This window comes from Psychrobacter sp. SZ93C1 (genome assembly GCF_015864635.1).
GTDB lineage: Bacteria > Pseudomonadota > Gammaproteobacteria > Pseudomonadales > Moraxellaceae > Psychrobacter > Psychrobacter fozii.
In genome coordinates, this window is sequence record NZ_JADYWY010000003.1 from 172,334 (window position 1) to 195,429 (window position 23,096).

At 43.8% G+C, this 23,096-nt stretch carries 16 protein-coding genes; 10 read left to right on the top strand and 6 right to left on the bottom strand.

Going from position 1 to position 23,096, the window contains the following annotated elements:
- The first annotated feature begins 78 nt into the window (after positions 1-78).
- Positions 79-996: a polyphenol oxidase family protein gene (locus I6E83_RS05395; RefSeq protein ID WP_197100270.1), complete on the top strand. Its 918-nt coding sequence runs from the start codon at positions 79-81 to the stop codon at positions 994-996.
- Positions 997-1,111: 115 nt separating this feature from the next.
- On the opposite strand, the gene I6E83_RS05400 is transcribed toward I6E83_RS05395, so the two are convergent.
- Positions 1,112-2,368 (bottom strand): YeeE/YedE family protein, encoded by a 1,257-nt coding sequence (locus I6E83_RS05400; protein ID WP_197100271.1) that lies wholly within the window; start codon positions 2,366-2,368, stop codon positions 1,112-1,114.
- A gap of 489 nt (positions 2,369-2,857) precedes the next feature.
- On the opposite strand from I6E83_RS05400, the gene I6E83_RS05405 reads away from it, so the two are divergent.
- The 4 genes from I6E83_RS05405 to I6E83_RS05420 all read left to right on the top strand — a co-directional run bounded on the left by I6E83_RS05405 (position 2,858) and on the right by I6E83_RS05420 (position 8,284).
- The gene (locus I6E83_RS05405) at positions 2,858-3,469 is read left to right on the top strand and encodes a flavodoxin family protein (protein WP_197100272.1); all 612 of its coding nucleotides are present in this window, start codon (positions 2,858-2,860) and stop codon (positions 3,467-3,469) included.
- A gap of 854 nt (positions 3,470-4,323) precedes the next feature.
- Positions 4,324-5,823: a cytochrome c gene (locus I6E83_RS05410; protein ID WP_197100273.1), complete on the top strand. Its 1,500-nt coding sequence runs from the start codon at positions 4,324-4,326 to the stop codon at positions 5,821-5,823.
- Positions 5,824-5,989: 166 nt separating this feature from the next.
- Entirely contained in the window at positions 5,990-7,591 is a 1,602-nt protein-coding gene (locus tag I6E83_RS05415; RefSeq protein WP_197100274.1) for a flavin monoamine oxidase family protein, read from the top strand.
- Between the two features lie 30 nt (positions 7,592-7,621).
- Entirely contained in the window at positions 7,622-8,284 is a 663-nt protein-coding gene (locus I6E83_RS05420) for a cytochrome c (protein WP_197100275.1), read from the top strand.
- Between the two features lie 327 nt (positions 8,285-8,611).
- On the opposite strand, the gene I6E83_RS05425 is transcribed toward I6E83_RS05420, so the two are convergent.
- The 5 genes from I6E83_RS05425 to tolQ all read right to left on the bottom strand — a co-directional run bounded on the left by I6E83_RS05425 (position 8,612) and on the right by tolQ (position 12,818).
- The gene (locus I6E83_RS05425) at positions 8,612-9,916 is read right to left on the bottom strand and encodes a PD40 domain-containing protein (RefSeq protein WP_197100276.1); all 1,305 of its coding nucleotides are present in this window, start codon (positions 9,914-9,916) and stop codon (positions 8,612-8,614) included.
- Positions 9,917-10,055: 139 nt separating this feature from the next.
- Entirely contained in the window at positions 10,056-10,475 is a 420-nt protein-coding gene (locus tag I6E83_RS05430; RefSeq protein WP_197100277.1) for a TonB C-terminal domain-containing protein, read from the bottom strand.
- Positions 10,476-10,537: 62 nt separating this feature from the next.
- Positions 10,538-11,560, bottom strand: a complete 1,023-nt coding sequence (locus I6E83_RS05435; RefSeq protein ID WP_227680826.1) for a cell envelope integrity protein TolA — start codon at positions 11,558-11,560, stop codon at positions 10,538-10,540.
- A 72-nt stretch (positions 11,561-11,632) separates the two neighbouring features.
- Positions 11,633-12,091, bottom strand: coding sequence for a protein TolR (tolR, locus tag I6E83_RS05440; RefSeq protein ID WP_110922960.1), 459 nt, complete (start codon positions 12,089-12,091; stop codon positions 11,633-11,635).
- A 13-nt stretch (positions 12,092-12,104) separates the two neighbouring features.
- The gene (gene tolQ, locus I6E83_RS05445; RefSeq protein WP_110922959.1) at positions 12,105-12,818 is read right to left on the bottom strand and encodes a protein TolQ; all 714 of its coding nucleotides are present in this window, start codon (positions 12,816-12,818) and stop codon (positions 12,105-12,107) included.
- Positions 12,819-13,305: 487 nt separating this feature from the next.
- Between tolQ and I6E83_RS05450 the strand changes: the two genes are divergently transcribed.
- The 5 genes from I6E83_RS05450 (at position 13,306) to I6E83_RS05470 (ending at position 22,990) form a co-directional block, all read left to right on the top strand.
- Positions 13,306-14,601, top strand: coding sequence for an NCS2 family permease (locus I6E83_RS05450; protein WP_194197501.1), 1,296 nt, complete (start codon positions 13,306-13,308; stop codon positions 14,599-14,601).
- 774 nt (positions 14,602-15,375) lie between these two features.
- Positions 15,376-18,627 carry a bifunctional proline dehydrogenase/L-glutamate gamma-semialdehyde dehydrogenase PutA gene (gene putA, locus I6E83_RS05455; protein WP_197100278.1) on the top strand — a complete coding sequence of 1,084 codons (3,252 nt, stop codon included), beginning with the start codon at positions 15,376-15,378 and terminating at the stop codon, positions 18,625-18,627.
- Positions 18,628-18,638: 11 nt separating this feature from the next.
- Entirely contained in the window at positions 18,639-19,328 is a 690-nt protein-coding gene (locus I6E83_RS05460; protein WP_197100279.1) for a 1-pyrroline-5-carboxylate dehydrogenase, read from the top strand.
- A gap of 404 nt (positions 19,329-19,732) precedes the next feature.
- Entirely contained in the window at positions 19,733-21,094 is a 1,362-nt protein-coding gene (locus tag I6E83_RS05465) for a nucleobase:cation symporter-2 family protein (protein WP_320158380.1), read from the top strand.
- 261 nt (positions 21,095-21,355) lie between these two features.
- Entirely contained in the window at positions 21,356-22,990 is a 1,635-nt protein-coding gene (locus tag I6E83_RS05470; RefSeq protein ID WP_197100280.1) for a xanthine dehydrogenase small subunit, read from the top strand.
- Positions 22,991-23,096 lie beyond the last annotated feature (106 nt).

Genomic DNA, 23,096 nt, shown 5'->3' on the forward strand with positions numbered 1-23,096 from the left:
ATAGAGCTAACTATAAAACCAAGTGTTGAAATATTGTCAGCCACATATACATGATTCATTGAGATGGTAGATCCAGTCATGATTAATAAGCTTCCTATGACATTGCTAGCACAAATTGATGATGTTGTTGTTTTTCAAACGGCGGCTTTTTTGACTGATGTCGTCAATGAGCTTGACTCAACCAGTCAACCTGCAGAACAGACAGCAGATTTTCAAGTAGGTCAGGCGAATTATGGTGAGCTGAACTTAGGGTTACATGTCAATGATGATGCGACAAAGGTATTGCACAATCGTATGTGTCTACTGTCTGGCATCAATGAAAGCTTTTTAGCATCAGAATCAGCATCAAAGCGCTTTCAATACGTGCCGATTAAACGTTTGCACTGGGTCAGTCAAGTCCATGGTAATCAAGTTCACGATGTCGATGCCTCCGCGCTCAGTATGACACCTATGGCGGCTGATGCGATGGTCAGTCAGCAACAAGGTATCGGACTTGCCATAATGACGGCTGACTGTGTGCCGATTGTTTTGTACCAGCCAGCGACAGGACAGATAGCCGCGATTCATGCGGGCTGGCAAGGTCTGGCTTGCGGTGTTATCAAGACGACAGTGAATAGGTTCGATCATACGATGCCGATTCAAGCTTGGATTGGCGTTTGTATTAGTCAGGCGAATTATGAGGTGAATACAGACGTCCGTGACAAGCTATTAGCAGGGTGCAAAGAGAACCAAGCACTGTCAGAGAAACAACTTGATGATTTTGTAGCGCTATTTTCTATACCCTCTCAAGATGTCAAAATTAAGCTAGATCTACCAAAGCTTGCAGCTATGCAGTTAGAGACTGCTGGCGTGACGGTTATTAATGACTTGCCTGTAGACTGTAGTTATGCCGACAGTCGTTATTACTCGTATCGTCGTCAGACACATTTACAGCAGCCAGCCACGGGACGTATGGCATTAGTGATTGCCCGTAGTACGCAGAGCAGTGATGGCTAGAAAAGTAGCGATGGCTAAATGAGTGTTGTCTGATTAATACAATATGCGTTATACAACAAAAAACAGCAGGTTAATTTTAACCTGCTGTTTTTTTATTCAATCACCACTATTTTTATTAACAGACTGAGTCGCTAGACTTTGGCACTGACAATCCAAATAAAGGACGTAAATACAGAGCCAAGAACGTGCCAGCCATCGCGAGTATGCCCCAGATATAGCCATGTAAGCTAAAAGAAGCGATACCACCAAAATAAGCACCGATATTGCAACCAAATGCTAGACGTGCGCCATAACCCATCATCAAACCACCAATCACTGAAGCTGCAAAGTTGCCCTTAGTAATGGTTGTAAATTTGAATAAGCCACCAGCCGCTGACGCAATGAAAGCGCCAATGATGATACCAATGTTTAGTACCGTCGTTGAATCAGCAAATATAGACGCATTTAGCGCTGCTGCGTTTGCGCCTTGCCAATAGCCCCAACTCGCGACATCAACCCCAAAAGCGCTCGCAATTTTAGATCCCCATAATGAAAATGCAGATGTGATACCCCAAGGCTGACCACGTGTTGCTAGCGTTAATGCATTCAGTACACCCAGTACAATCGCTGCTGCAAATAGCGGCCAAGAACCACGGAAAATACGTTTCCAGCCTTTTTCAGAAGGAACAGGCGCCATTTTAGGGGCTTTGGTTCTTTTTTCAACGACCAAAGTTATCCATGCGATTATAGCAAAAAGCGCCAAAGAAACCATCCAAGCACCGCTGTAACCAAGACCGGTAGAGGTAGCTAAAGAAAACGGCTCAAAGCTCGGTAGCTCTTCTGTCCAAAATGGCAGATGGTAAGCACCAATAGTGGCACCAACGATAAAGAAGATAAACGTGATGAACATCACTGAGCGGCCACCACCGACTGCATAGAGAGTACCAGAAGCACAGCCGCCACCAAGCTGCATACCAATACCGAAGACGAATGCGCCAACGAAGAGACTGACACCGATTGGCGCGACATAACCTGCGACTGGTCCACCAAAAATAGTCGTGCCAAAGGCTAGAATAGGGGCAAACAGCGTCACAGCAATGGCGAGCATCAGCATGTGTGAGCGCATCGCTTGTCCATTACCGACTGACATTAACCGCCTAAATGCAGAGGTAAAACCGAAGCGAGCATGAAAGAGGGTATAGCCCAGCAGCAAGCCAATGCCGAGCAATAGTGACTGAGAAATATGTTGCGTATCTAGCAAATAGACCAGCATGAGAAAGCTCACAATGGCACCGCCTGCTACCAGCATCTTTTGTGGATCATTCAAGCGAAGACTGTCTCTTACGATTGGATCTCGCGCCTCGTTTACGGGTTGAACTCTTAACGTGGTCACAGTAGTAGTCTCCTCTGCTTATAGGGTTGATTGTGATTTCTTTATAGCTTTCTTATGACTTTTTTAATTTATTAATTGTATTTATGAGTAACTTAGGAATAAGCGCTACATCATAATCCTATTACGGCAAAAATAAAAACAAGCCTGAAAGAAAATCTGGAATTAACATATGCGTATATGGAATAAATGATGTAATTATTAACGATTATTTTTTCTTATCTAATGCGCACATGGTGTGGTACATAACATTCGACAAAGTTTCGATTTACATAAGTGAGTTGATAATTTGCTGAATATTGCTACTCTATGACAGTCTGTTAATAGGTAGTGTGACTATCTTTGCACCTGACGATAGCGTCATTAACGACAGCTATCCGGTACTAACGATATGATTACAGGCTATAATGGCTGTAATTGCTCAGAAAATTCCAAACGTTACTATTATTTAGCCACTCATTATTCATCAATTCATTCATTACTAGAGCCCGTATGACTACATCTATATCGTCTGCTTCAACTGTCACTAACCAAGCTAATAATCTATCTATCGCGGTTATTTATCATAGTAATTATGGTCATACCAAGCGTGTGGCTGAGGCCATAGTGACAGGTGCTCGTCAGCAGTTACCAGAATCAAAAGCCAAGGCGGTAGATGTCCATGAAGTGGATTGGGAGTTTTTAGATCAAGCAGATCTGCTGGTATTTGGTAGTGCCGTGTACATGGGTAGTGTTACAGCTGAATTTAAGACTTTTATGGATGAAACCTCAAAGCGTTGGTATCACCGTAAATGGGAAGGGAAGTGGGCAGCAGCTTTTGCCAACTCTGGCGGATTAAGCGGTGACAAACTTGCAGTATTACAGCAGGTTTCTCTATATGCCATGCAGCATGGGATGAATTGGATTGGACTACCATTGATGCCGACAGGTCATGAAACTCACGACCTAAACCGTCTATCTAGCTTCCTAGGTTTAATGACGCAGTCACTCGATGGCCCACCTGAAGAAACGCCAGGATCTGGAGATATCGACACCGCTATTTGGTTTGGTGATCATCTGGCTAAAACTATTATCAAGCATCAACCAGCCAATACACAGAGTTAATATAACCTTATCGACCATAACCTGAATAAAAAAGCAGACTATAAAGTCTGCTTTTTTTGTGTCTCTCAATTCTATTACTGGTCATTCGATTGAGTCAAATTCGATGTGACAGGAATCGGACTATCAACAAACTGGAACGACTGACAACCTGTTAACAACAGAATAGATGTGAGTATATAAGTAAGCGTTAATGACTTCATAATGATGTCTCAGGCGGCGATTGGCAACGTGGAAATAGCGCCTATCATAAACAAAATATGGTGAGGTGCAATAACTATGTGTCATAGCATCATAAAAATATTATTTATAATCAGGTGATTTTGATTTAGGTCTATGTATCCATTATGTACAGACCAAACGAATAATGATAGTAAATATCGCTCATTTGCAATGTTTTCTCACAGTGATAGATCATTCATGAGAGACGTGATATTTTTAAACAGTCTATTTAGGTATTGTTTTTAAAGGGTTTTTTGAAATACGTATTATTACCCTATAAAAATACATGATAATTTTCTGGAAATAGATGGCCGTCAGGCAGTTCTTTAAGTTTTGTAAAAATTTTAGGCCAATAAGTTACCATTCAAGTAATAGTAGCGAAAAAGTCTTACATTGGTGAGGTGAGTAGACATTATCTAGAAACTATTTTTGCTAGATGCTTTCTTTACCAAGTGCTTCTTTGTTAGATGTCTTCTATAAAGATAGTTTGCTCGTTATTTTGTTTTTTAATGAATTGTTTGATGTTTGACGCATAGAGCAGCAAAAATAAATAGTTATAAAGACGCTACTCACTATCGAATGTGTCGTCAAACCTCTCTGTGAAATACCCTAGGTACCAGCTATATGAGGATATTATGAAGCCAATTCCTATGATGTTATCGATGCTCGTAATGGGTATTACTTCCAGTGCTGTGATGGCTGAAGGAACAAGCCTTCCTGATACAAGCACGGCCAGTGCTCGCTTGCCCACCACCACATTAGCTGATACCAGTTTACCTAATGCCAGTCTGCCTAATGTGCGTCCCGCTAATAGCGATATCGTCAACCGCGGTGCTTATATTGCTCGTGCTGCTGACTGTGTGGCATGCCATGGTGAAGATTATGCTGGCGGTACAGCGATTGACACTCCGATGGGAAGTATCTATTCAACCAATATTACCCCGTCTAAGCGTTATGGTATCGGTGACTATACCGAGATGGATTTGAAAAATGCGCTGCAAAAAGGTCGCGCTCCCGACCATATGTTATATCCTGCCATGCCATATGCTGCATATAGCGGCATGAAGGAAGAAGACATCAGCGCGTTATTTGCCTATCTGCAAACCGTGCCAGTCGTTGATGAGGCACCAACGCAAAAAACTGAATTGCCATTTCCTTTTAACATTCGTACGCTCATGCTGGGCTGGAACTTTTTAAATGTTCCTTCTACCGAGAACCGTGATGGACTCACCCAAACACAGCAACGCGGTGAATATATCGTCAATAACCTAGAGCACTGTGGCACTTGCCATACCCCGCGTAATAGCACCATGGGCTTTGATAAAGAAAAATATCTATCAGGCGCTCAGCTTGGTCATTGGCATGCGCCAAATATCACACCTGATGAGTTGAGCGGCATTGGTAGTTGGAGTGAGCAAGATATTGTCACGTATCTACGCACTGGCGAGCTTGACCAACGAGCTTATGCGGGTGGGCCGATGGGCGAGGCAGTTGCGCACAGTACCCGCTATCTTAAAAATGAAGACTTGAGTGCCATTGCTTCTTATTTAAAAGCCGTCCCTGCGATTCAGACAGGGGATAAGGTCGCAGCCGTTGATATCTCTCGTCTACCAACACCAATCAACGAGTCCATTACGCACGATTTACTTGCCCAAAATGAGTATTTGACTCAAGCTAAAGCAGAGGTTGGCAACGGTAGTGATTCATCAGAATCGCTATATTTGGCGGCTTGTGGCAGCTGTCATGGTGTCGATGGTAATGGACAGCCTGATGCACGTTATGCGCCTATCGTCGGACTCAGCAGCATTCGTCGCGACAAGCCTGATGCGCTCGTGAACATGATTCTTCATGGGGTAGAAGGAGCGACCAATACTTCGCCTATCATGCCAGGGTTTTCAGATGAGCTTAATAGCGAGCAAATCGCTGGTATCACCAATTATGTACGTGTGAATTTTGGTGGCCTTACGAGTAGTGAGGTGAGCGCTGATGATGTCGATCGCATCGCAACGACGGGTGCTGATACGCCATTTTTAATCAAATATGCGGGCCTGCTGGCAATAGTCGGCATTATCGTAGCCGTCATTATTATTGTATTTATCATACGAGCAATCTTGCGTGCTAGGCGTCGCCGTTAATCCAGTTATTTTATGAATACGATTTAAATACTTATGACAAGAAAGGCGTTAGAGGCAACACGGTAAGGTACGACAGCTTAAACAACAAAATGAAAAACTAAGCCAAGCTGATTCATCGTCTCAATGCCTCCTGTTTTGCACGAACGCCTACTTTAAGGACTTTATTATGAAAGACATGCCTCAGTCTCCAACGCGGCGCCAACTGCTCTCGATGATTGGTAAGACAGCGGGTGCAACGGCGATGTATCAGGCAATGACGACATTAGGATTTGCTTCAGAGTCGAGTTTCAAAGAGACCATGGATTTAAAAGGTGCACCTCCGGGCGCTAGCATTGTCATTCTCGGTGCTGGTCTTGGTGGACTGACAGCGGCTTATGAGTTACGTAAAGCAGGCTATGATGTCAAGGTTCTTGAATATCAGAACCGTGGCGGTGGTCGCAGCTGGACGTTGAACAGCGGTGATAAATATACAGAGCTTGGCGGTGAAGAAGTCACTTGTGATTTTGAAGAAGGCAATTATTTTAATGGTGGGCCATGGCGTTTGCCCAGTCATCACTATGCCATCTTCCATTATTGCAAAAAGTTCGGTGTTGAGCTACAGCCATTTATTCAGACCAATGATCGTGCATATCTACATCGTAGCACTCATTTTGGCGGTGTACCTCAACGTTTGGGTGATGTAAAAAACGATATCCAAGGTCACGTCGCGGAGTTGTTATCGAAGTCCGTTAATGTCGGCGCTCTTGATCGTTCTGTGAATAAAGAAGACAAAGAGAAACTGTTAGAAGGCTTAAAAGGTTGGGGCGTGCTCGATAAAGACTATCGCTACCGTGCCAGCAATGAGACCAGCAAGCATCGCGGTTTTAGTGTGTTTCCGGGTGGTGGCCTGATGCCTGATGCGACCCCATCAAAGCCACTGCCTATCAGTGAGATATTAGAGTCAGGTATGTGGGCAGATATCTATAGCAATCATATGACTTATGGGCATCAGCCAACCATGTTTCAGCCAGTGGGCGGTATGGGTAAAATCGGTGATGCATTCACCCGCGAATGTCGAGATATGATTGAGTTTAATGCAAAAGTCACCAAAATCCATCAGGACGAAAGTGGTGTGACGGTCGATTATGTCGACAGCAATAGTCCAGATGGCGCCACTAAGACCATCCGTGCAGATTGGTGCGTCTGTAATATCCCACTAACGATATTGACGCAGATGGATATCAATGTCTCAAAACCTATGAAACAGGCGATGGCCGCTGTGCCTTATGAGAGCTCTTATAAAGTTGGCTTAGAGTTTAATCGTCGATTTTGGGAAGAAGATGAGTGGATATTTGGTGGTCTGACTTATACCGACATGCCCATTGCTCAGATTGCCTATCCGTCACAAAATATGTTCAAAGATGGGACAGGGGTGTTGCTAGGCGCGTATGGTTACGGCCCGACATCTTATAAGTTCAATACCCTAACGCCGAAAGAGCGTATCAATGTTGCACTTGCCTATGGTAAATATATCCATCCTCAGTATCCCAAAGAATTCCGCGCAGGTACGTCAGTTGTCTGGCACCGTATCCCATGGACGCTTGGCTGCTATGGCATCTGGAACGAATCGACCCGTCGGCAGCATTACGATACCCTGTGCAGTATTGATAATCGTATCGTACTGGCAGGCGAGCATTGTTCACACATTCCAGCATGGCAGGAAGGCGCTATTCTATCTGGTATGGATGCCGCAAAGCGCCTACATAAAAAAGCAAAAATACTAGGTTAATACGAATAACTATAAAATTCAGAGGCTATCATGGATAATGCAATCGTGAAGAAGACAGTCATAAAAAACATGACACCCAAACTGCTGAATGTGATGTTGCTAAGTGTGGTGAGTAGTGCGACACTGCTAGGTTGTAGTCAGCGGTCGGATGATGCACAAACGATAGCCAGTGTACAAGAGAAAGAAGCTACGCAACCTGCTGATTATCAAGCCAGCCGTAATACAGGCGCTTGGGGTGCAGTCCATATGAGTCGTGATGAGCTTGCAAAACCTTCTACAAATATCGTCGATGACAGCTCACTGCCCAATATGGAAAATGACCCAAGTATTACTAAGTGGGAAGCAAAATTTGAAGGCACCAATGCATTTGTGACAACAGATGGTGAAAAGCTATATCACGACTCTTGTGCAGCCTGTCATATGCATAAAGGTGAGGGTGCTTACGGCGCAGGCTATTATCCACCACTGGCTAATAACAGTAAGATGCAATCAAAGTATTACATCATTGATATCTTAATGAATGGTTTTCGCGGTATGCCGTCATTTCATGGGATGATGAATGATGAGCAGATGGCTGCGGTTACTCAATATGTGGTCAGTGACTTGAATGGCTTTACCGAGACGGTAACGGCTGAAGACGTAGCAAAACTGCGTCATGACAACCCACCAGCAGGTGATCCGAGTGATGATTAATACTGTTTACACTTTTAGCTAATGGCTATTAAAGAAAAATATCTAGGGCGTGTCCTCATTTTAAAAATGGTGATAAAAATGAGATAAATCGCAGTCAAACAAGGAAAATAGCGCAGATAATATCGAGATATTAGTCAGCTATTTGACGTTGTTTGGCAAGATTTAGCCATTTTTAACCCATTTAGATGACTATCGATTGAATTGAGGACACGCCCTAATATACAAATTACTTCACTACTGCTCTTAGAAAAAAAGCGCTTAACAGATAGTTAGGCGCTTTTTTATATACAAGGATTTATAGATTGAGAAAGAAAGTAAGTGGATTATTTACTTCGGACTGGCTGACCATACTGGTGAGCGAATAGTACCTTGTCCGGACTTGCCAAACGTCTCACCACCATTTAGTGATTTTATTGTAATAATACCTTTACCACCTTGTTTTGAAGCATAGACTACGCGCTTACCGTTAGGCGAAAAGCTCGGTGCTTCATCAATGCCCGTATTGCCCAAATTAGCCGTTATTGCGCCATTGCTATTCATGATAGCGGCTGATGAGCCATTTAAAAAAGCAATTTGTGAACCATCGCTATTGAACTGCGGGCTAGTCGCATAACCACTATTTGATAGCTTCGTCGTACGTCCTGAGCCAAACTCATAACGATAGATTTGTGGCTTATTGAAACCTGCGCGGTCACTGACGAACACAAAAGATTGACCATCAGGCGCATAGCTTGGCTGTACTTCACTGCTTGGCCAGCTAGTGAGTCTTTTAGGTTGACCGCCACTGGCACTTATCTCGTAAATATCAGCACTGCCTTCAAAGCTGCTAGAGAATAATATTTTGCTGCCATCTGGTGAGAATGAGGGACTCAAGTTACTACCAGAAAAGGGCGTTAATGCGGTTGCGCCGCCGCCATCAACGTTTTGTACGTAGATGACTTGATAAGACTGATCACGTTGTACAGAATATGCAATGCGTTTACCGTCTGGTGACCAAGCGGGTGAAAAGATAGACCCTTTGACTTCAGCAAGTGTTCTCGCATTTTCACCATCAGCATCCATGATTTTTAGGCGTGAGACTTTATTTTTACCGCTTAATTCCTCTTCAATATAAGCAATACGTCCTGAAAAATCTCCTGGCGTCCCGGTAATCAACTCATATACTTTATCTGCGATGACGTGGCCAGCATAACGCATACTTTCTTTATCGTTATTAGCCGTTAGACTTTGTTTGCCTGCTAGTATTCGCCCTGACTTTACTTCAATGACTTCATAGTTGGTGGTCACTTTACCGCGATTGGTACTGCTGCTACCGACGACTAGGTAAGGAATGCCGATACTTTGCCATACGGGTAGTGTACCTGCTAACTCGTTGCTACTATGCGGTTGCTGTGGCAAATTTTCGCTAGTCACTTTTAGCTCGGTTTTACCTAAGTCATTTGAGATAATAGGAGACATGAGGGTGTCACCGGCGAAGGGAACGAAAGCGACTTGATTTTGTTGTTTTGGTACATCTACCACCACTTCAATCTCGAGTGGCGCAGCAGCTGCCATCAATGGAGCTAAAAATAATGGCGTTAATAAAAATAGTTTTGATAATCGATGAGCCGAACGAATATTTAAAGGTGTCATAAGTAGGCCGTTAATCTAATGAATAAAGTTTATTGGGGTTTTTTTAATTAATGAAAACTGTTTGGCAATCAGTATAGATAAAAAATATCGTACCATAATAGGCAATGGCTAGAGAATTAATAATTAACATTCAGCTAAATTATAAAGCAGATTTTGGCATTGTGAACTGAATAACAATTTGAGCGTAATCATGGGGTTTTTCTAAGTTGATGGGTAAAGGGCTGGCTTCTCTTATAGCTGACATTACGGCCTGATTTATTTGTTCACTTGGACCGGTTGCTGATACTGTGATCACGTTACCTTTATCATCAAGCCGTATGATAGCTTTCACTGGCTCTCTGGTGAAAGTAATAGGTGGCGTATAGTGATCACGAATAGCTGCCATAATGCTTTTTTTATGTGAATCAGAACTAGAGAAATTTGAGACGCACTCTTTTTTATTAGTTACTGAGTCTTTATCATTTATTTCACATGCTGATGCTGATGACGTAAATAACAAACAGAAAAATAAAGAACGGAGAGTTTTTGATACCGTTATTCGAGCAAGAAATAAACCCATCACTATATCCTTTCGTTATTTCATTTACTGATTTTAACTTTTACTCTTTTATCACTATTAGGTTAGGACGCTGAAGGTATTGTAACGGTCACTCGAATCTCTTTATAGTCTTCAAAATTATCAGCGTCTATATCTAATGGACTGGCTTGTCTTGTTGCAGTAATTGCTGCTGCTTGAGCCACGTCACTGCCTCCTGATTCTGGTGCCACTGTTACTGATGTTACGGAACCAGACTTATTAACTTTTATGATTAACTTTACCGTTTGGCCATAAGTGTTTTCTGGAAATGCAAATGAATTCTTAATTTGAGATACGATACCATTGATATATTGTTTTTTTGACTTGGAAGAACCACCACTAGGGCCAGATTGGCTGGACATACTTGCTGATAGGGTAGGTTTGCCATCGTCTGCCAAATTATAATTCTGAGGTGCGTTATCGGAACCACTGGGTTTAGACTTTAAATTATCATCAGCCTTAGTAGGACGCATGATAATATCAGGATGCTGTCGTTTATAGCGTAATTCCTCGAGCTCAGCTTTGCTCTTTTCTAGCTCCTTTTGTTTTTTTTCCTGAATTGGGTTATGACTTTCTGCTATGGACTCATCCAATTCCTCTGCCAACTCAGCCATCCGCTGCTCATACTCTCTATTTTGTTCAAGCAAGCGTTGATGATGCTCTTCGCTCATGAGTAAAGGGCGGCCAGTAGTGTCATCAGGGCGGCTAAAACTAGGTACTTGCTGAGAGCTTGATTGGCTGCTGTTTTGGTTGGCATCGTTACTGTCAGACGCATCTGCTTGCGTGAATGCCGTTGCACTGCTGTTGGCATTGGCTGCTTGAGCTTGTGCTGCAGCACGATTGGCCAGTATCTGACCTTGCATATCAGCCAGTTGCTCAGGTGACACCATGACCGTTTCGAGACTACCAGTCATGTCTACTTCAGTGTGTTGATAGTTATAAACGAGCAGGCCAATCACAAGACCATGTGCGAGTAAACTGAGTAACGTAGGCAAGGTCAGCCCATTGCCTTCAGGTTGGGTAGGCACATAGACGGCAGGAGCATTATGCATAATATTTATACTCATGAACGTGGTTCATTGGGTTGACTACGATTCTATTATAAGCTTGATCGAATGTGGTGCTTATTAATCTGTTTATTACAGTGAAGGCGTGGGTAGCGGCGCGCCTGTTAGTAGTCCTACCTTTTGAATGCCGGCTTGTTGCAACGTCGCCATTAGCGTCATGATTGCACCATATTGATTGTTTTGGTCGGCATTTATCATCACCTGTACGGGTGACGCTCCGGCATCACTGTTTTGAGTCTGCAAATTAGATAAGGTATTAATCAGTTCAGGTTCGCTCACTGGCAAATCGACATTACTTTCGTAACTGATAAAAATCTCTCCATTACCAGTTAGAGATACGATCACCGGTAGCTGGCTTTGGCTCATGGTGTTGGTTTGCTCTTTTGGCAGATCGACATCAACACCCGTAATCAACATCGGCGCTGTCACCATAAATATGACCAGCAACACCAGCATCACATCGATGTAAGGAACGACATTCATCTCCGCATTTAGCGCTTTCTTTTCACGGCGATAGGGACTTTGCTTCATGGCTTCATCGTCCTTATGCTTGACTAGTGGTAGATTGTGTTTCTCTGCTGACAGGGTTTGCTGCACTGGTCTCACGTTGGAGCATGCCGGTCATCTCATCACAGAACAGCGCCCGCGAGTCATATAAGCGGCTAGATTTTGCCGTAAAGTGATTGTAAGCCAGTACAGCAGGAATCGCTGCAAACAGACCCATGGCAGTGGCGATTAAGGCCTCGGCGATACCAGGCGCAACAGAGGCTAGGGTGGCTTGTTCTGTCTGCGACAATCCTAAAAAGGCATTCATAATACCCCAGACCGTACCAAATAATCCGATATAAGGCGCCACTGATCCGATACTGGCCAGCGTTGTCAGCCCTGATTCGAGCAGTTGCTGTTGACGACCTAGCCCAACTCTTAGCTTACGCTCAACGCCATCGATAATGTCATCTTTAGGTTGGCGCTTTTTATGCATTCTTAGGTACTCTGAAAACCCAACATAAAAAATCTGTTCAAGTCCTTGGCGTTCAGGTGATCCTTGCACACCTTGATATAGTTTGGCTAAATCCTCACCTGACCAAAACCAAGTTTCAAACTGTTGATCGAAACTTTGAGCTGTACCAAGCCGCGCACTCATACGAAAAATAATGATCCAACTGAATAAAGACGCTAATAATAATAGTGCCATCACAATCTGCACCAATAGACTGGCTTGGGTAATAAGATCAATAATATTTAATGACTCAGGCATGTAATGAACTCACGGATAATGGACAAGAGCTGGCATGGTGCAATACGCAGGCCAAATAGGGTATTGGATAACATAAAAACATGATGGAGCAATAATTCTGCACACTTATATTAACCGCCTAGTGTACTGCTAAATGAAGGAAAGGTCATTTAATAAAGTGTTAAATACCAAATAATTAATGAATGTTTAGCTATGTTGTTTTATTCAAAAGGTAAATTCTGCTGGTGCATCTATCGGTAGATATCCTGAACATGTTCTTTATTTACCTAAAATTCTGTCTAAATATGATTTCTAAGTAGCAGGAGAAATCGTGTTTGTACGCCTCGGGTACTGGTAGTGATTGAATTTATAGTGTAATTTCTCTAGAATGTTACACTTCGTTACTGCTGCCTTTCTATAGATGACGTCACGATTTGTCTGCTGACGTTATGTTTACTCTAGGCATTAATAAATTTGTTCTTTCACTAGCAAGCTGGGCGCGACACTTATGAATGCAATCGAACGCTATTTTGGGATTAACGGTGAAAACACCACGGTAAGAACTGAAATTCTTGCTGGCTTGACCACTTTTTTAACGATGGCCTATATTATCTTTGTTAACCCCAACGTGCTAGCAGATGCTGGCATGGATAAAGGCGCTGTGTTTGTTGCTACTTGTTTGGCAGCAGCAATCGGGTGTTTGATCATGGGGCTTTATGCTCGTTTACCTGTTGCTCAGGCTCCTGGCATGGGTCTTAACGCCTTCTTTACTTACGGCGTGGTACTTGGCATGGGGTACACATGGCAAGTTGCGCTTGGCGCGGTGTTCTTGTCTGGTTGTATCTTTGTGCTGTTGAGTCTGTTCAAAATTCGCGAAATGATCATCAATTCTATTCCCGTGTCGCTCAAGCAGGGCGTGGTCGCTGGTATTGGTGCATTTCTAGCGTTCATTGCATTACAAAGCTCAGGCGTCATCGTCAATCATGACGCTACGTTGGTTGGCTTAGGTGATATGACAAGCTTTGGACCGGCGATGGCTGCTGTTGGGTTTATTGTTATTCTCGCTTTGTCTTATAAGAAAGTCCCTGGTGCGGTGACTATTGGTATCTTGCTTGTGGCTTTGGTCAGCTTATTAACTGGCAATACGCATTTCACTGGTATTGTCTCTGCACCGCCATCGATTGTACCTACATTCATGCAGCTTGATATTGCTGGCGCGTTTGATGTGAGTATGATCAGCGTTATCTTTGCTTTCTTATTCGTCGATTTATTCGATACAGCAGGTACGTTAATTGCAACCACGCAACAGGCAGGCTTGGTAGATAAAGATGGTAAAGTTAAGAACATGGGTAAAGCGATGTTTGCAGACTCTACTGCGACAGTAGCAGGTACTTTACTTGGTACGTCATCGACAACCAGTTATATCGAAAGCGTTTCAGGTATTGCTGCAGGTGGTCGTACTGGATTGGTCGCTGTGACTGTCGGTGTGCTATTTTTGCTTAGTATATTCTTTGCGCCATTGGCCAGTATGATTCCTGCTTATGCAACAGCAGGCGCGATATTTTATGTGGCGGTATTGATGTTAGGCACTCTAAAAGACGTAGAGTGGTCTGACTTGACTCAAGCAGCACCAGTCGTTGTCGTATTATTATTTACCCCACTGACTTACTCTATCGCAGATGGTATCGCACTTGGTTTCATCACTTATACGGCGACCAAAGCATTGACGGGTAAGTTTTCTGACATTAGCATTCCAGTATGGATATTGACTTTCGTACTATTGGCAAAAATTGTCTTTGTTTAACGGTTTAAAGACAGTCAGCAGTCTTTGCTAAACGATACAATTTTAGCTTAGCTTGCAATAAAAACCCCTCCTTATCTGACATAGATAAGGAGGGGTTTTTTTGATATAAGTGCTATATCGAGTGTTAGCCCATTGAGATGAATATCGCGTGAATTGAAGGCATACGCTAGTATTTTTGATACTGATATCTAGTGCTGTAATGACAATCAATCGGCAATAGTAAACAAAAAAACATAACCAAAGCGTCATGGTCAGAAATATCTACATAAGCTATTGTTATATAAAGATTTATTTATCGATAAAAATAAAAAAAATCGTTAGTTCGAAATTTTTTTTCATGATATTATAGCCACGTTAAGCGCATCACCTCAATCAACGCCGTAGAGGTTTTTCTTACAGTGAATTAGCGTCACCTAAGATGATAGATTGGTGTTTATTAAAGCGACCGTATGTCGTTTCGATAAACTGGTATCTGACCATCATACTCCTTTCACTACTAACAAGAAGAAGGCACTAATGCCGCTTAGCTTTGCGTTGTTGCCTTTGTATTGTTAGCGTAGCCCGTTTAACAGTCGAACGACCTACTTAACCGTCTCCAGCCTCTGCTGGATTTTTAGTTTTGTGATGGCGCCGTTTGGTCTTTTGATTATTACTGTGAGTATCCGTTAATAACCACTATTCAATTTGATAGCGGTTGTGAGCCGTCACACAGAACGATCAGACTTCCTAAAGCACCATTTATTATGGTTTTTAAACGATAGTTATGGAGTTATTATGAACCCAGTAGACCAGTTTACCCCGCAAGAGCCTATCTTGTTTTCTGCTGTTGATTTGCTGAAGCCGGCATATCTTACCCAGTCATTAGAAACGCTACATACCCGTATTTCACCGCTATATAGTGTGGATGAAGTGCGTTGGTTGTCTGAGCTGTTACCCCTTGCCAAACCTAGTGATGAAGAGCGCGATGCTGCTGCTGAGCAAACGCGTAAATTGGTCGAGCATGTGCGTAATGACGGCAAAGCCGTCAAAATGGTTGACTCATTATTGCTTGAGTATAGCCTTGATACCCAAGAAGGTATCTTGCTCATGAGCTTGGCAGAAGCCTTGATTCGTGTGCCAGACAACTATACGGCCGATGCCTTGATTCATGATAAAATGAGTGTGGCTGATTGGAAAAAGCACATCAAAAATGACAACGGCTTTATGGTCAATGCTTCCACTTGGGGCATGATGATGACGGGCCGCGTCGTGAGCATTGATAGCAGCACGACAGCGTCAGGCTTCTTAGACCGTATGACCAAAAAGATGGGCGAGCCTGTCATTCGTAGTGCGATGCAAAAAGCCATGCGTATCATGGGTCATCAGTTCGTATTGGGCGAAACCATTGAAGACGCTAATAAGAACAGCCAGCCATATCGCAATAGAGGTTACACCTACTCATTTGATATGCTAGGTGAAGCGGCCATCACGCACAGAGATGCTGAAAAATACTTCAATGATTATCTGCATGCCATCAAAGCCACTGCGAGCATCAAAGTTAAAGATGGTATGCCAAAGCCATCAGTATCTATCAAATTATCAGCACTGCATCCTCGCTATGAAGCCACTCAAGAAACGCAAGTCATGGGTCTGCTGCGTCAACGCTGCATGTTGCTTATTGAAGCGGCACGTGAGGTCAATGTTGATCTTAGTATTGATGCTGAAGAAGCAGATCGTCTTGAGATTTCTCTAAAACTGTTTGAGTCTTTATACCGTGATAACTTGACGGCTGGCTGGGATGGTTTGGGTATCGTTGTACAGGGTTACTCTAAACGCGCTATCGCAGTCCTCGCTTGGTTGGCTTGTCTCTCAAGTGAAGTAGGCGACCGCATCCCAGTACGCTTAGTTAAAGGCGCTTATTGGGATACAGAGATCAAACTGGCGCAGCAAAAAGGTCTATCAGGTTATCCTGTGTGGACTCGTAAAGAAGGCACGGATACCGCTTATCTTGCGTGCGCGCGTTTCTTATTATCAGATCATTTGCGCGGGCTAATCTGGCCACAGTTTGCCACGCATAACGCTCACACACTTGCCTCAATCATTACGATGAGCGCGCACAGAGACTTTGAGTTCCAGCGTTTGCATGGCATGGGTGATGCACTCTATGATCATATTTTAGATGCGTATAAGATTCCAGTACGTATCTATGCACCAGTCGGCGCGCACAAAGACTTGCTGCCGTACTTGGTACGTCGTTTGCTTGAGAACGGCGCCAACAGCTCATTTGTCCATCAGTTATTAGACAAGTCTTATCCAATCGATAAGCTGACTGTGCATCCATATGACAAGCTGCTGGCCAATGCCACGTTGAACAACCCAGATATCCCATTACCATCAGGAATCTATGGTGAACGTCGTGCCAGCTTTGGTCCTAATATCTTTATTGACTCACAGTGGGCTCCGTTTACAGCGGCTATCGATAGCTACTTAGACAAGTCTTGGTCAGCGACACCTATCATCAATGGCAAAGCCGTTAATGATTACGAAGTAGATGGCACAACGCATCAGTTAGATGCTCAGACGGTACGTGCGCCTTGGAACCATGAAGTTAGCGCTGGTGAAGTCAAATACGCCAACGCTCAACTGGCTCGCCAAGCCATCGATGCTGCTGTTGCCGGTCAAAATGAGTGGCAAAATGTATCAGCTGCGAAGCGTGCTGAGATATTGCGTAAGATTGCAGAGCTATACGAAGAGAACTACGCTGAATTGATGGCATTGTGCCAAGTTGAAGCGGGTAAAACCCTGCAAGACGGTATTGATGAGATCAAAGAAGCGGTTGATTTCTGCCGTTTTTATGCAGACGAAGCCGAGCGTTTAGAAGCGACTGCTTATGAGTTTACCGATTTGTCTGGTAAACAAGCGCGTCAAGTCTACAAAGCACGTGGGACTTTTGTCTGTATCAGTCCATGGAATTTCCCATTGGCAATCTACACCGGTCAAATCGTGGCGGCACTGGCTGCAGGTAACACGGTAGTGGCCAAACCTGCCGAACAAACCAGTTTGATTGCGCACTTTGCTGCACAATTAATGTATCAAGCAGGTATTCCAGCAGCGGCTCTGCAATTGGTCACTGGTGCAGGTGATGTGGGCGGCGCATTGACGGCGGCTGACAACATCGCAGGTGTGATCTTTACAGGTTCTACTCAAACCGCGCAGCGTATCAATCAAAGCCTAAACGACCACGCCCAAGCCAGCGGTGAGCTGCCAGTATTTATCGCAGAAACGGGTGGCCAGAACGCGATGATCGTTGATTCAACGGCACTGCCAGAGCAGGTTGTTAGAGACGCGGTATTATCAGCGTTTGGTTCAGCGGGTCAACGTTGTTCAGCTTGTCGTATCTTGTGTGTACAAGAAGAAATGGCAGATGATTTGATTGAGCTACTACAAGGCAACATGGCAGAACTGTCTGTTGGTAATCCACTTTATGCTGCCACCGATGTGGGCCCAGTGATTGATGCGGATGCCAAACAAGGTCTAGAGGCACATATCGCGCGTATGGAAGCCGAGCCAACCGCGACGATTTTGGCACAGACGCCAATGAGCTCAACCTCAGTCGTGAGCCAAGATCAGTCTACGTTTGTATTGCCAACGGCGATTGAAGTCAAAAGCATCGATGTCATCGGTGGTGAGCACTTTGGCCCGATTTTGCATGTACTGCGTTATCAAGCTCGTGATTTGAACAAGCTGATTGATGCGATTAATGCAACAGGTTTTGGTTTGACTTTGGGTATCCACAGTCGTATTGAAACCACCACTGAAAACATCGAGCGCCGCGCGTTCGTCGGTAATACCTATATTAACCGTAATCAGATTGGTGCTGTGGTCAACGTCCAACCATTTGGTGGCTGTGGTCTGTCTGGTACTGGCCCTAAAGCGGGTGGTCCACACTATGTATCACGCCTCATGCAGCTAGTCTCAGAACCAGCGACTGATATCGAGGCTAGCAATAGCCAAGCTCAAACCACCACTCAAACAGAACTTGCATAAGGAGTAGCATCATGGCGACTGAATTCAAAAAAAATCATGCACAGGTCTGTGAGTCTTGGAGATTGCTGGGCGCAGTAAACCGTGCAACCTATCTACAGGCAGCCATTCCAAAGCTGGCGCTGCTAACTGGTGATGCCAACAAAGCCAAGCGCTTATTCAATCATCTATTGAGTGCAGCACCTAGTTTGGATGAGATGCATCGTATGGTTGGTGCCACTGGCGAATCAAACGACTTGTACGTCACTGGTCGCGGTAAGACGATGGTGGTGGGCGGTGAGTCTGCCCGTGCAATGGCCGTACTAGGCCAGCTGGTTGCAGCACTATTGACAGGCAATGAAGTCATATTGCATTGCCCAAGCCAAGATGAGATGTGTGTTGAAGCAGCAAAAGTGCTTTATGAAACGGGCATTAGCGAAGATGTATTGAGCGTTGCTAATGACTCACAGACCATTACTTTGTTGTATATCGATCGTCTTGCACAAGTGGCAGTGTCTGGTAGCCGATCTGATGCACAGACAATCAGCCAAGAGCTGGCTAAAACTGATGGTATTTTGACGCAGGTTATTAGCGTGACGGATATGGAAGGTTTGTCAGAAATGCTAACGCCTGATTATCTGCATCGTTTTGTCACCGAGCGTGTGAAAACCATCAATACCACGGCTATCGGTGGTAATGCTAGCTTGCTTGAGCTTGGTACATAAGAAAAATTAAATGTGCTAGGTAGTAAGATGCTACTTAGCATTGTTTGAATAACGGTTGATGTTTGTTTTCAAGAGCTTCAAAACTCTTAGTTAATGAGCATTAACCGTTTTTTTATGGCTGCTTTTCAAGTATTTCATATTTCAGGCGGTGAATACTTAAAATCTTATGACTTATGACTTATGACTTATGACTTATGACTTATGACTTATGAACGCTATTTTATCGCTTGTCGGCAAACAGCAGTAGTGATATCATCATAAAACCTGACCAAATGGTCATCTTTCAAATCGGTGTTATCACTAACACCAAATCACTCAGACCAAAACTATTAGCGAGGCTGCCGGCACCTGTTATCAAGAAGTGTTAGTAGACTTAAAAATATATTAATCAAGGATGATTAACAGTGCCTGAATCTATAGAGTCTCAAAAAAACAGCGAGTTGATGTATCAGCTCAATGACAATCCTAGTTTTTGGCCGGCAAGCTTCGCGGCTTTACAACACCTATTAGCCAGCATCGTTGCTATTGTTACACCCACTTTGATTGTCGCTGGGACTTTGGGGTTGGGTGAATATGTTCCTTATTTGATTAGCTGTGCTCTAATCTCCTCTGGTATTGGCACTTATATTCAATGTAAAAAAATAGGTCCCGTAGGCGCTGGCATGTTAAGTCTACAAGGGACTAGCTTTGCTTTTTTGACTGCGATTATTTCTGCTGGCCTGATTGTAAAAGGACGTGGTGGTTCACCAGAAGATATTTTGGCCACCATCTTTGGCGTTAGTTTTTGCGCTGCCTTTGTCGAAGTTGTACTGAGTCGTTTTATTCATAAATTAAAAAGAATATTTACGCCTGTTGTCACTGGTACTATTATTATTCTCATTGGTGTTCCGTTGATCGAAGTGGCCATGACCGATATTGCAGGTGGCTATGGTGCCGAAGATTTTGGTAGCTTACAGAATCTGTTTTTAGGTATGGTTGTACTGGTATCAGTGATTGTTTTTAACCGCTCAAAAAATCCCTTGTTAAGACTTTCCTCGATTGTTATTGCTTTAGTTTTAGGTATGCTAGCCGCCTTTTTTATGGGTAGGTTGGATTTCTCTTCACTGAGCAATGTTGGCTTCGTGACAGTTCCTATTCCCTTTAGGTTTGGTTTTCAATTTGATATCGCCGCCTTTATTCCATTAGCCATTTTGTATTGTGTGAGTGCGCTTGAGACGACAGGCGATTTAACGGCAAATGCTGTGGTGTCAAAAGAACCTGTCACAGGACCTGTCTATCTCAATCGCATTCAAGGTGGAGTATTGGCAGATGGTGTGAACTCTATGATTGCCGCGACTTTAAACAGTATGCCGTCGACGACTTTTAGCCAAAACAATGGTGTTATAGCGCTTACCGGAGTTGCCAGTCGCCATGTCGGGATTTATATTGCAGCGCTCATGATTATCATAGGGATGTTTCCTATCTTTGGCGCCTTATTACAAACCATGCCTCAGCCAGTACTGGGCGGTGCAACCTTGGTGATGTTCGGCACAGTAGCGGTGGCTGGTATCAAGGTATTGTCGACCGCCAAGCTCGACCGTCGCGATATGTTGATTGTCGCGACTTCTGTCGGAATGGGAATCGGTGTGTCTATGGTGCCTGACGTGTTATCACATGTGCCTGAATTGATACGTAACGTGCTGATATCACCTGTAGCAATTGGTGCTATCACAGCCATTACATTGAGTTTGTTTTTACCAGTGGATACTCAAGACACTGATATATAATAAAAATATAGTCAATCCTCTACAAAAGAGTGACAGCGTTAACCTCGCTTGAAGTATCACAGTTACATCTGCACTCGGTTGCCTTGACGCTCTTTTAAAATGAATTAACTATCTAGCCAAAAAGTATTATTAAATGCCATGATTGTTTAAGGTTTATTAAATATAGATTGATTGTTTTGAGCGATTTAGTAGATATTTATGTTGGTGGTTTATCTGAGCTGCCTAATTTTATAAAGCCCAATTTTTTAGCCGAGTCTTGCTATGATTAGTTTCTATCTGAACGGAAAGCACCATGAGATAACCCACCTCAATCCGAATACAACGGTACTTGAGTATTTACGCTTGCACGAACGACAGACCGATACCAAAGAAGGCTGTGGTAGTGGTGACTGCGGTGCCTGTACCATCATGGCGCAACGATTGGCTATAGATGATAGCGAACAATCTACCACTCCTTTTTATACTCTAAACTCCTGCATTACTTTGCTTTCACTGATGGATGGTCATCATCTGATGACAGCGGCTTATCTCGCGGACAATCCTGAGCATCATCCAGATCGCGCCTCATTGCACCCAGCCCAACAAGCGATGGTTGACTGTCATGGTTCGCAGTGTGGCTTTTGCACACCTGGTTTTGTGATGTCGCTGGCCAGCGTTTATGAAAACCATCGTCTGCAAAAAGTGCAGGATGCGACGATAGATGCGCTAAGCTATGATGATATTGTCGCTTCAATATCGGGGAATTTATGTCGCTGTACGGGTTATCGCCCAATTATTGAAGCTGGTCTGGCCATGGGTACTATTGGTCAGCAGCGCGACGAAGCGCATACAGCAGCGAAAGATCTCACGATAGCGCTAGCTACCGATGCGATGGCAACTAGCAAGGCGTCTGTTCCACCGAAAGATAATGCTATCGAACCTGCATTGACGCAAGACTCGCGGCAGTTGTTTATTCCGCAGTCAATTGATGCGCTGAATCAAGTACTAGCGGCCAATCCAAAGGCGACTATTTGGGCAGGCGGGACTGATCTGGGTCTAAGTGTGACGCAGCATTTGGTTGATCATGAAGTGATTGTGCAGCTCTCTGCGATTGATGAGCTAAAGACTTGGTCAGTGGTGGATGCTAATGATAATGCCAATGCGCTATCAGATGATAAGCAAAACGTAGCATCAGCATCTACAAAATCACTGATACTCGGCGCTGGTATGAGTTATAAAAAAATACTGCCTGTGCTTGAGCAGTATTTTCCTACATTTGCTGCGGTATTTGAACGTATTGCTTCACCACAAATTCGGAATATGGGTACTATCGGTGGCAATATTGCCAATGCCTCACCGATTGGCGATTTACCACCGATTCTATTAGCATTAGATGCGCAGGTTCATTTACGTCATTGTGATATGGCTAATCGTAACGGTGTTTCTCAGGCATCTTACTCTGATGAGACGATACCTTTATCAGCATTCTTTTTAGATTATAAAAAAACCAAGCTACGTGCAGGCAGCTATGTGGTCGCCGTCCATATACCACTTCTGCAAGACAATCAATATCTATACATCCATAAAATTAGTAAGCGTTATGAAGATGATATTTCTGCCTGTCTGCTTGCAGCAAGACTGGATATCTCAGCAGATGGCATGACCATTGAGGATGTCAAATTTGGGCTAGGTGGTATGGCGGCTATCCCTCTGCTAGCGACAAAATCTCAGCAAGCATTGATTGGACAGCCTTTGACGGTAGCTAGTTTTGAGAAGGCTGCAAAAATGCTACCAATGGATGTATCACCAATGACAGATGTGAGAGCGAGTCGAGAGTATCGTATGCATGTGGTGCAACGACTGCTCATTAAGTGCGGTAAGCAACTGGTAGCAGAGCTGCAAACGATAAGCGCTTGATAGAGACAGCTGGTATCGAAAGTGGATCTGAACTTCCTTTGCCCCAAATATAGATATTTATAACCGTTATGATTTTGCGACAGTGCTTTTGACAATAATATTATTA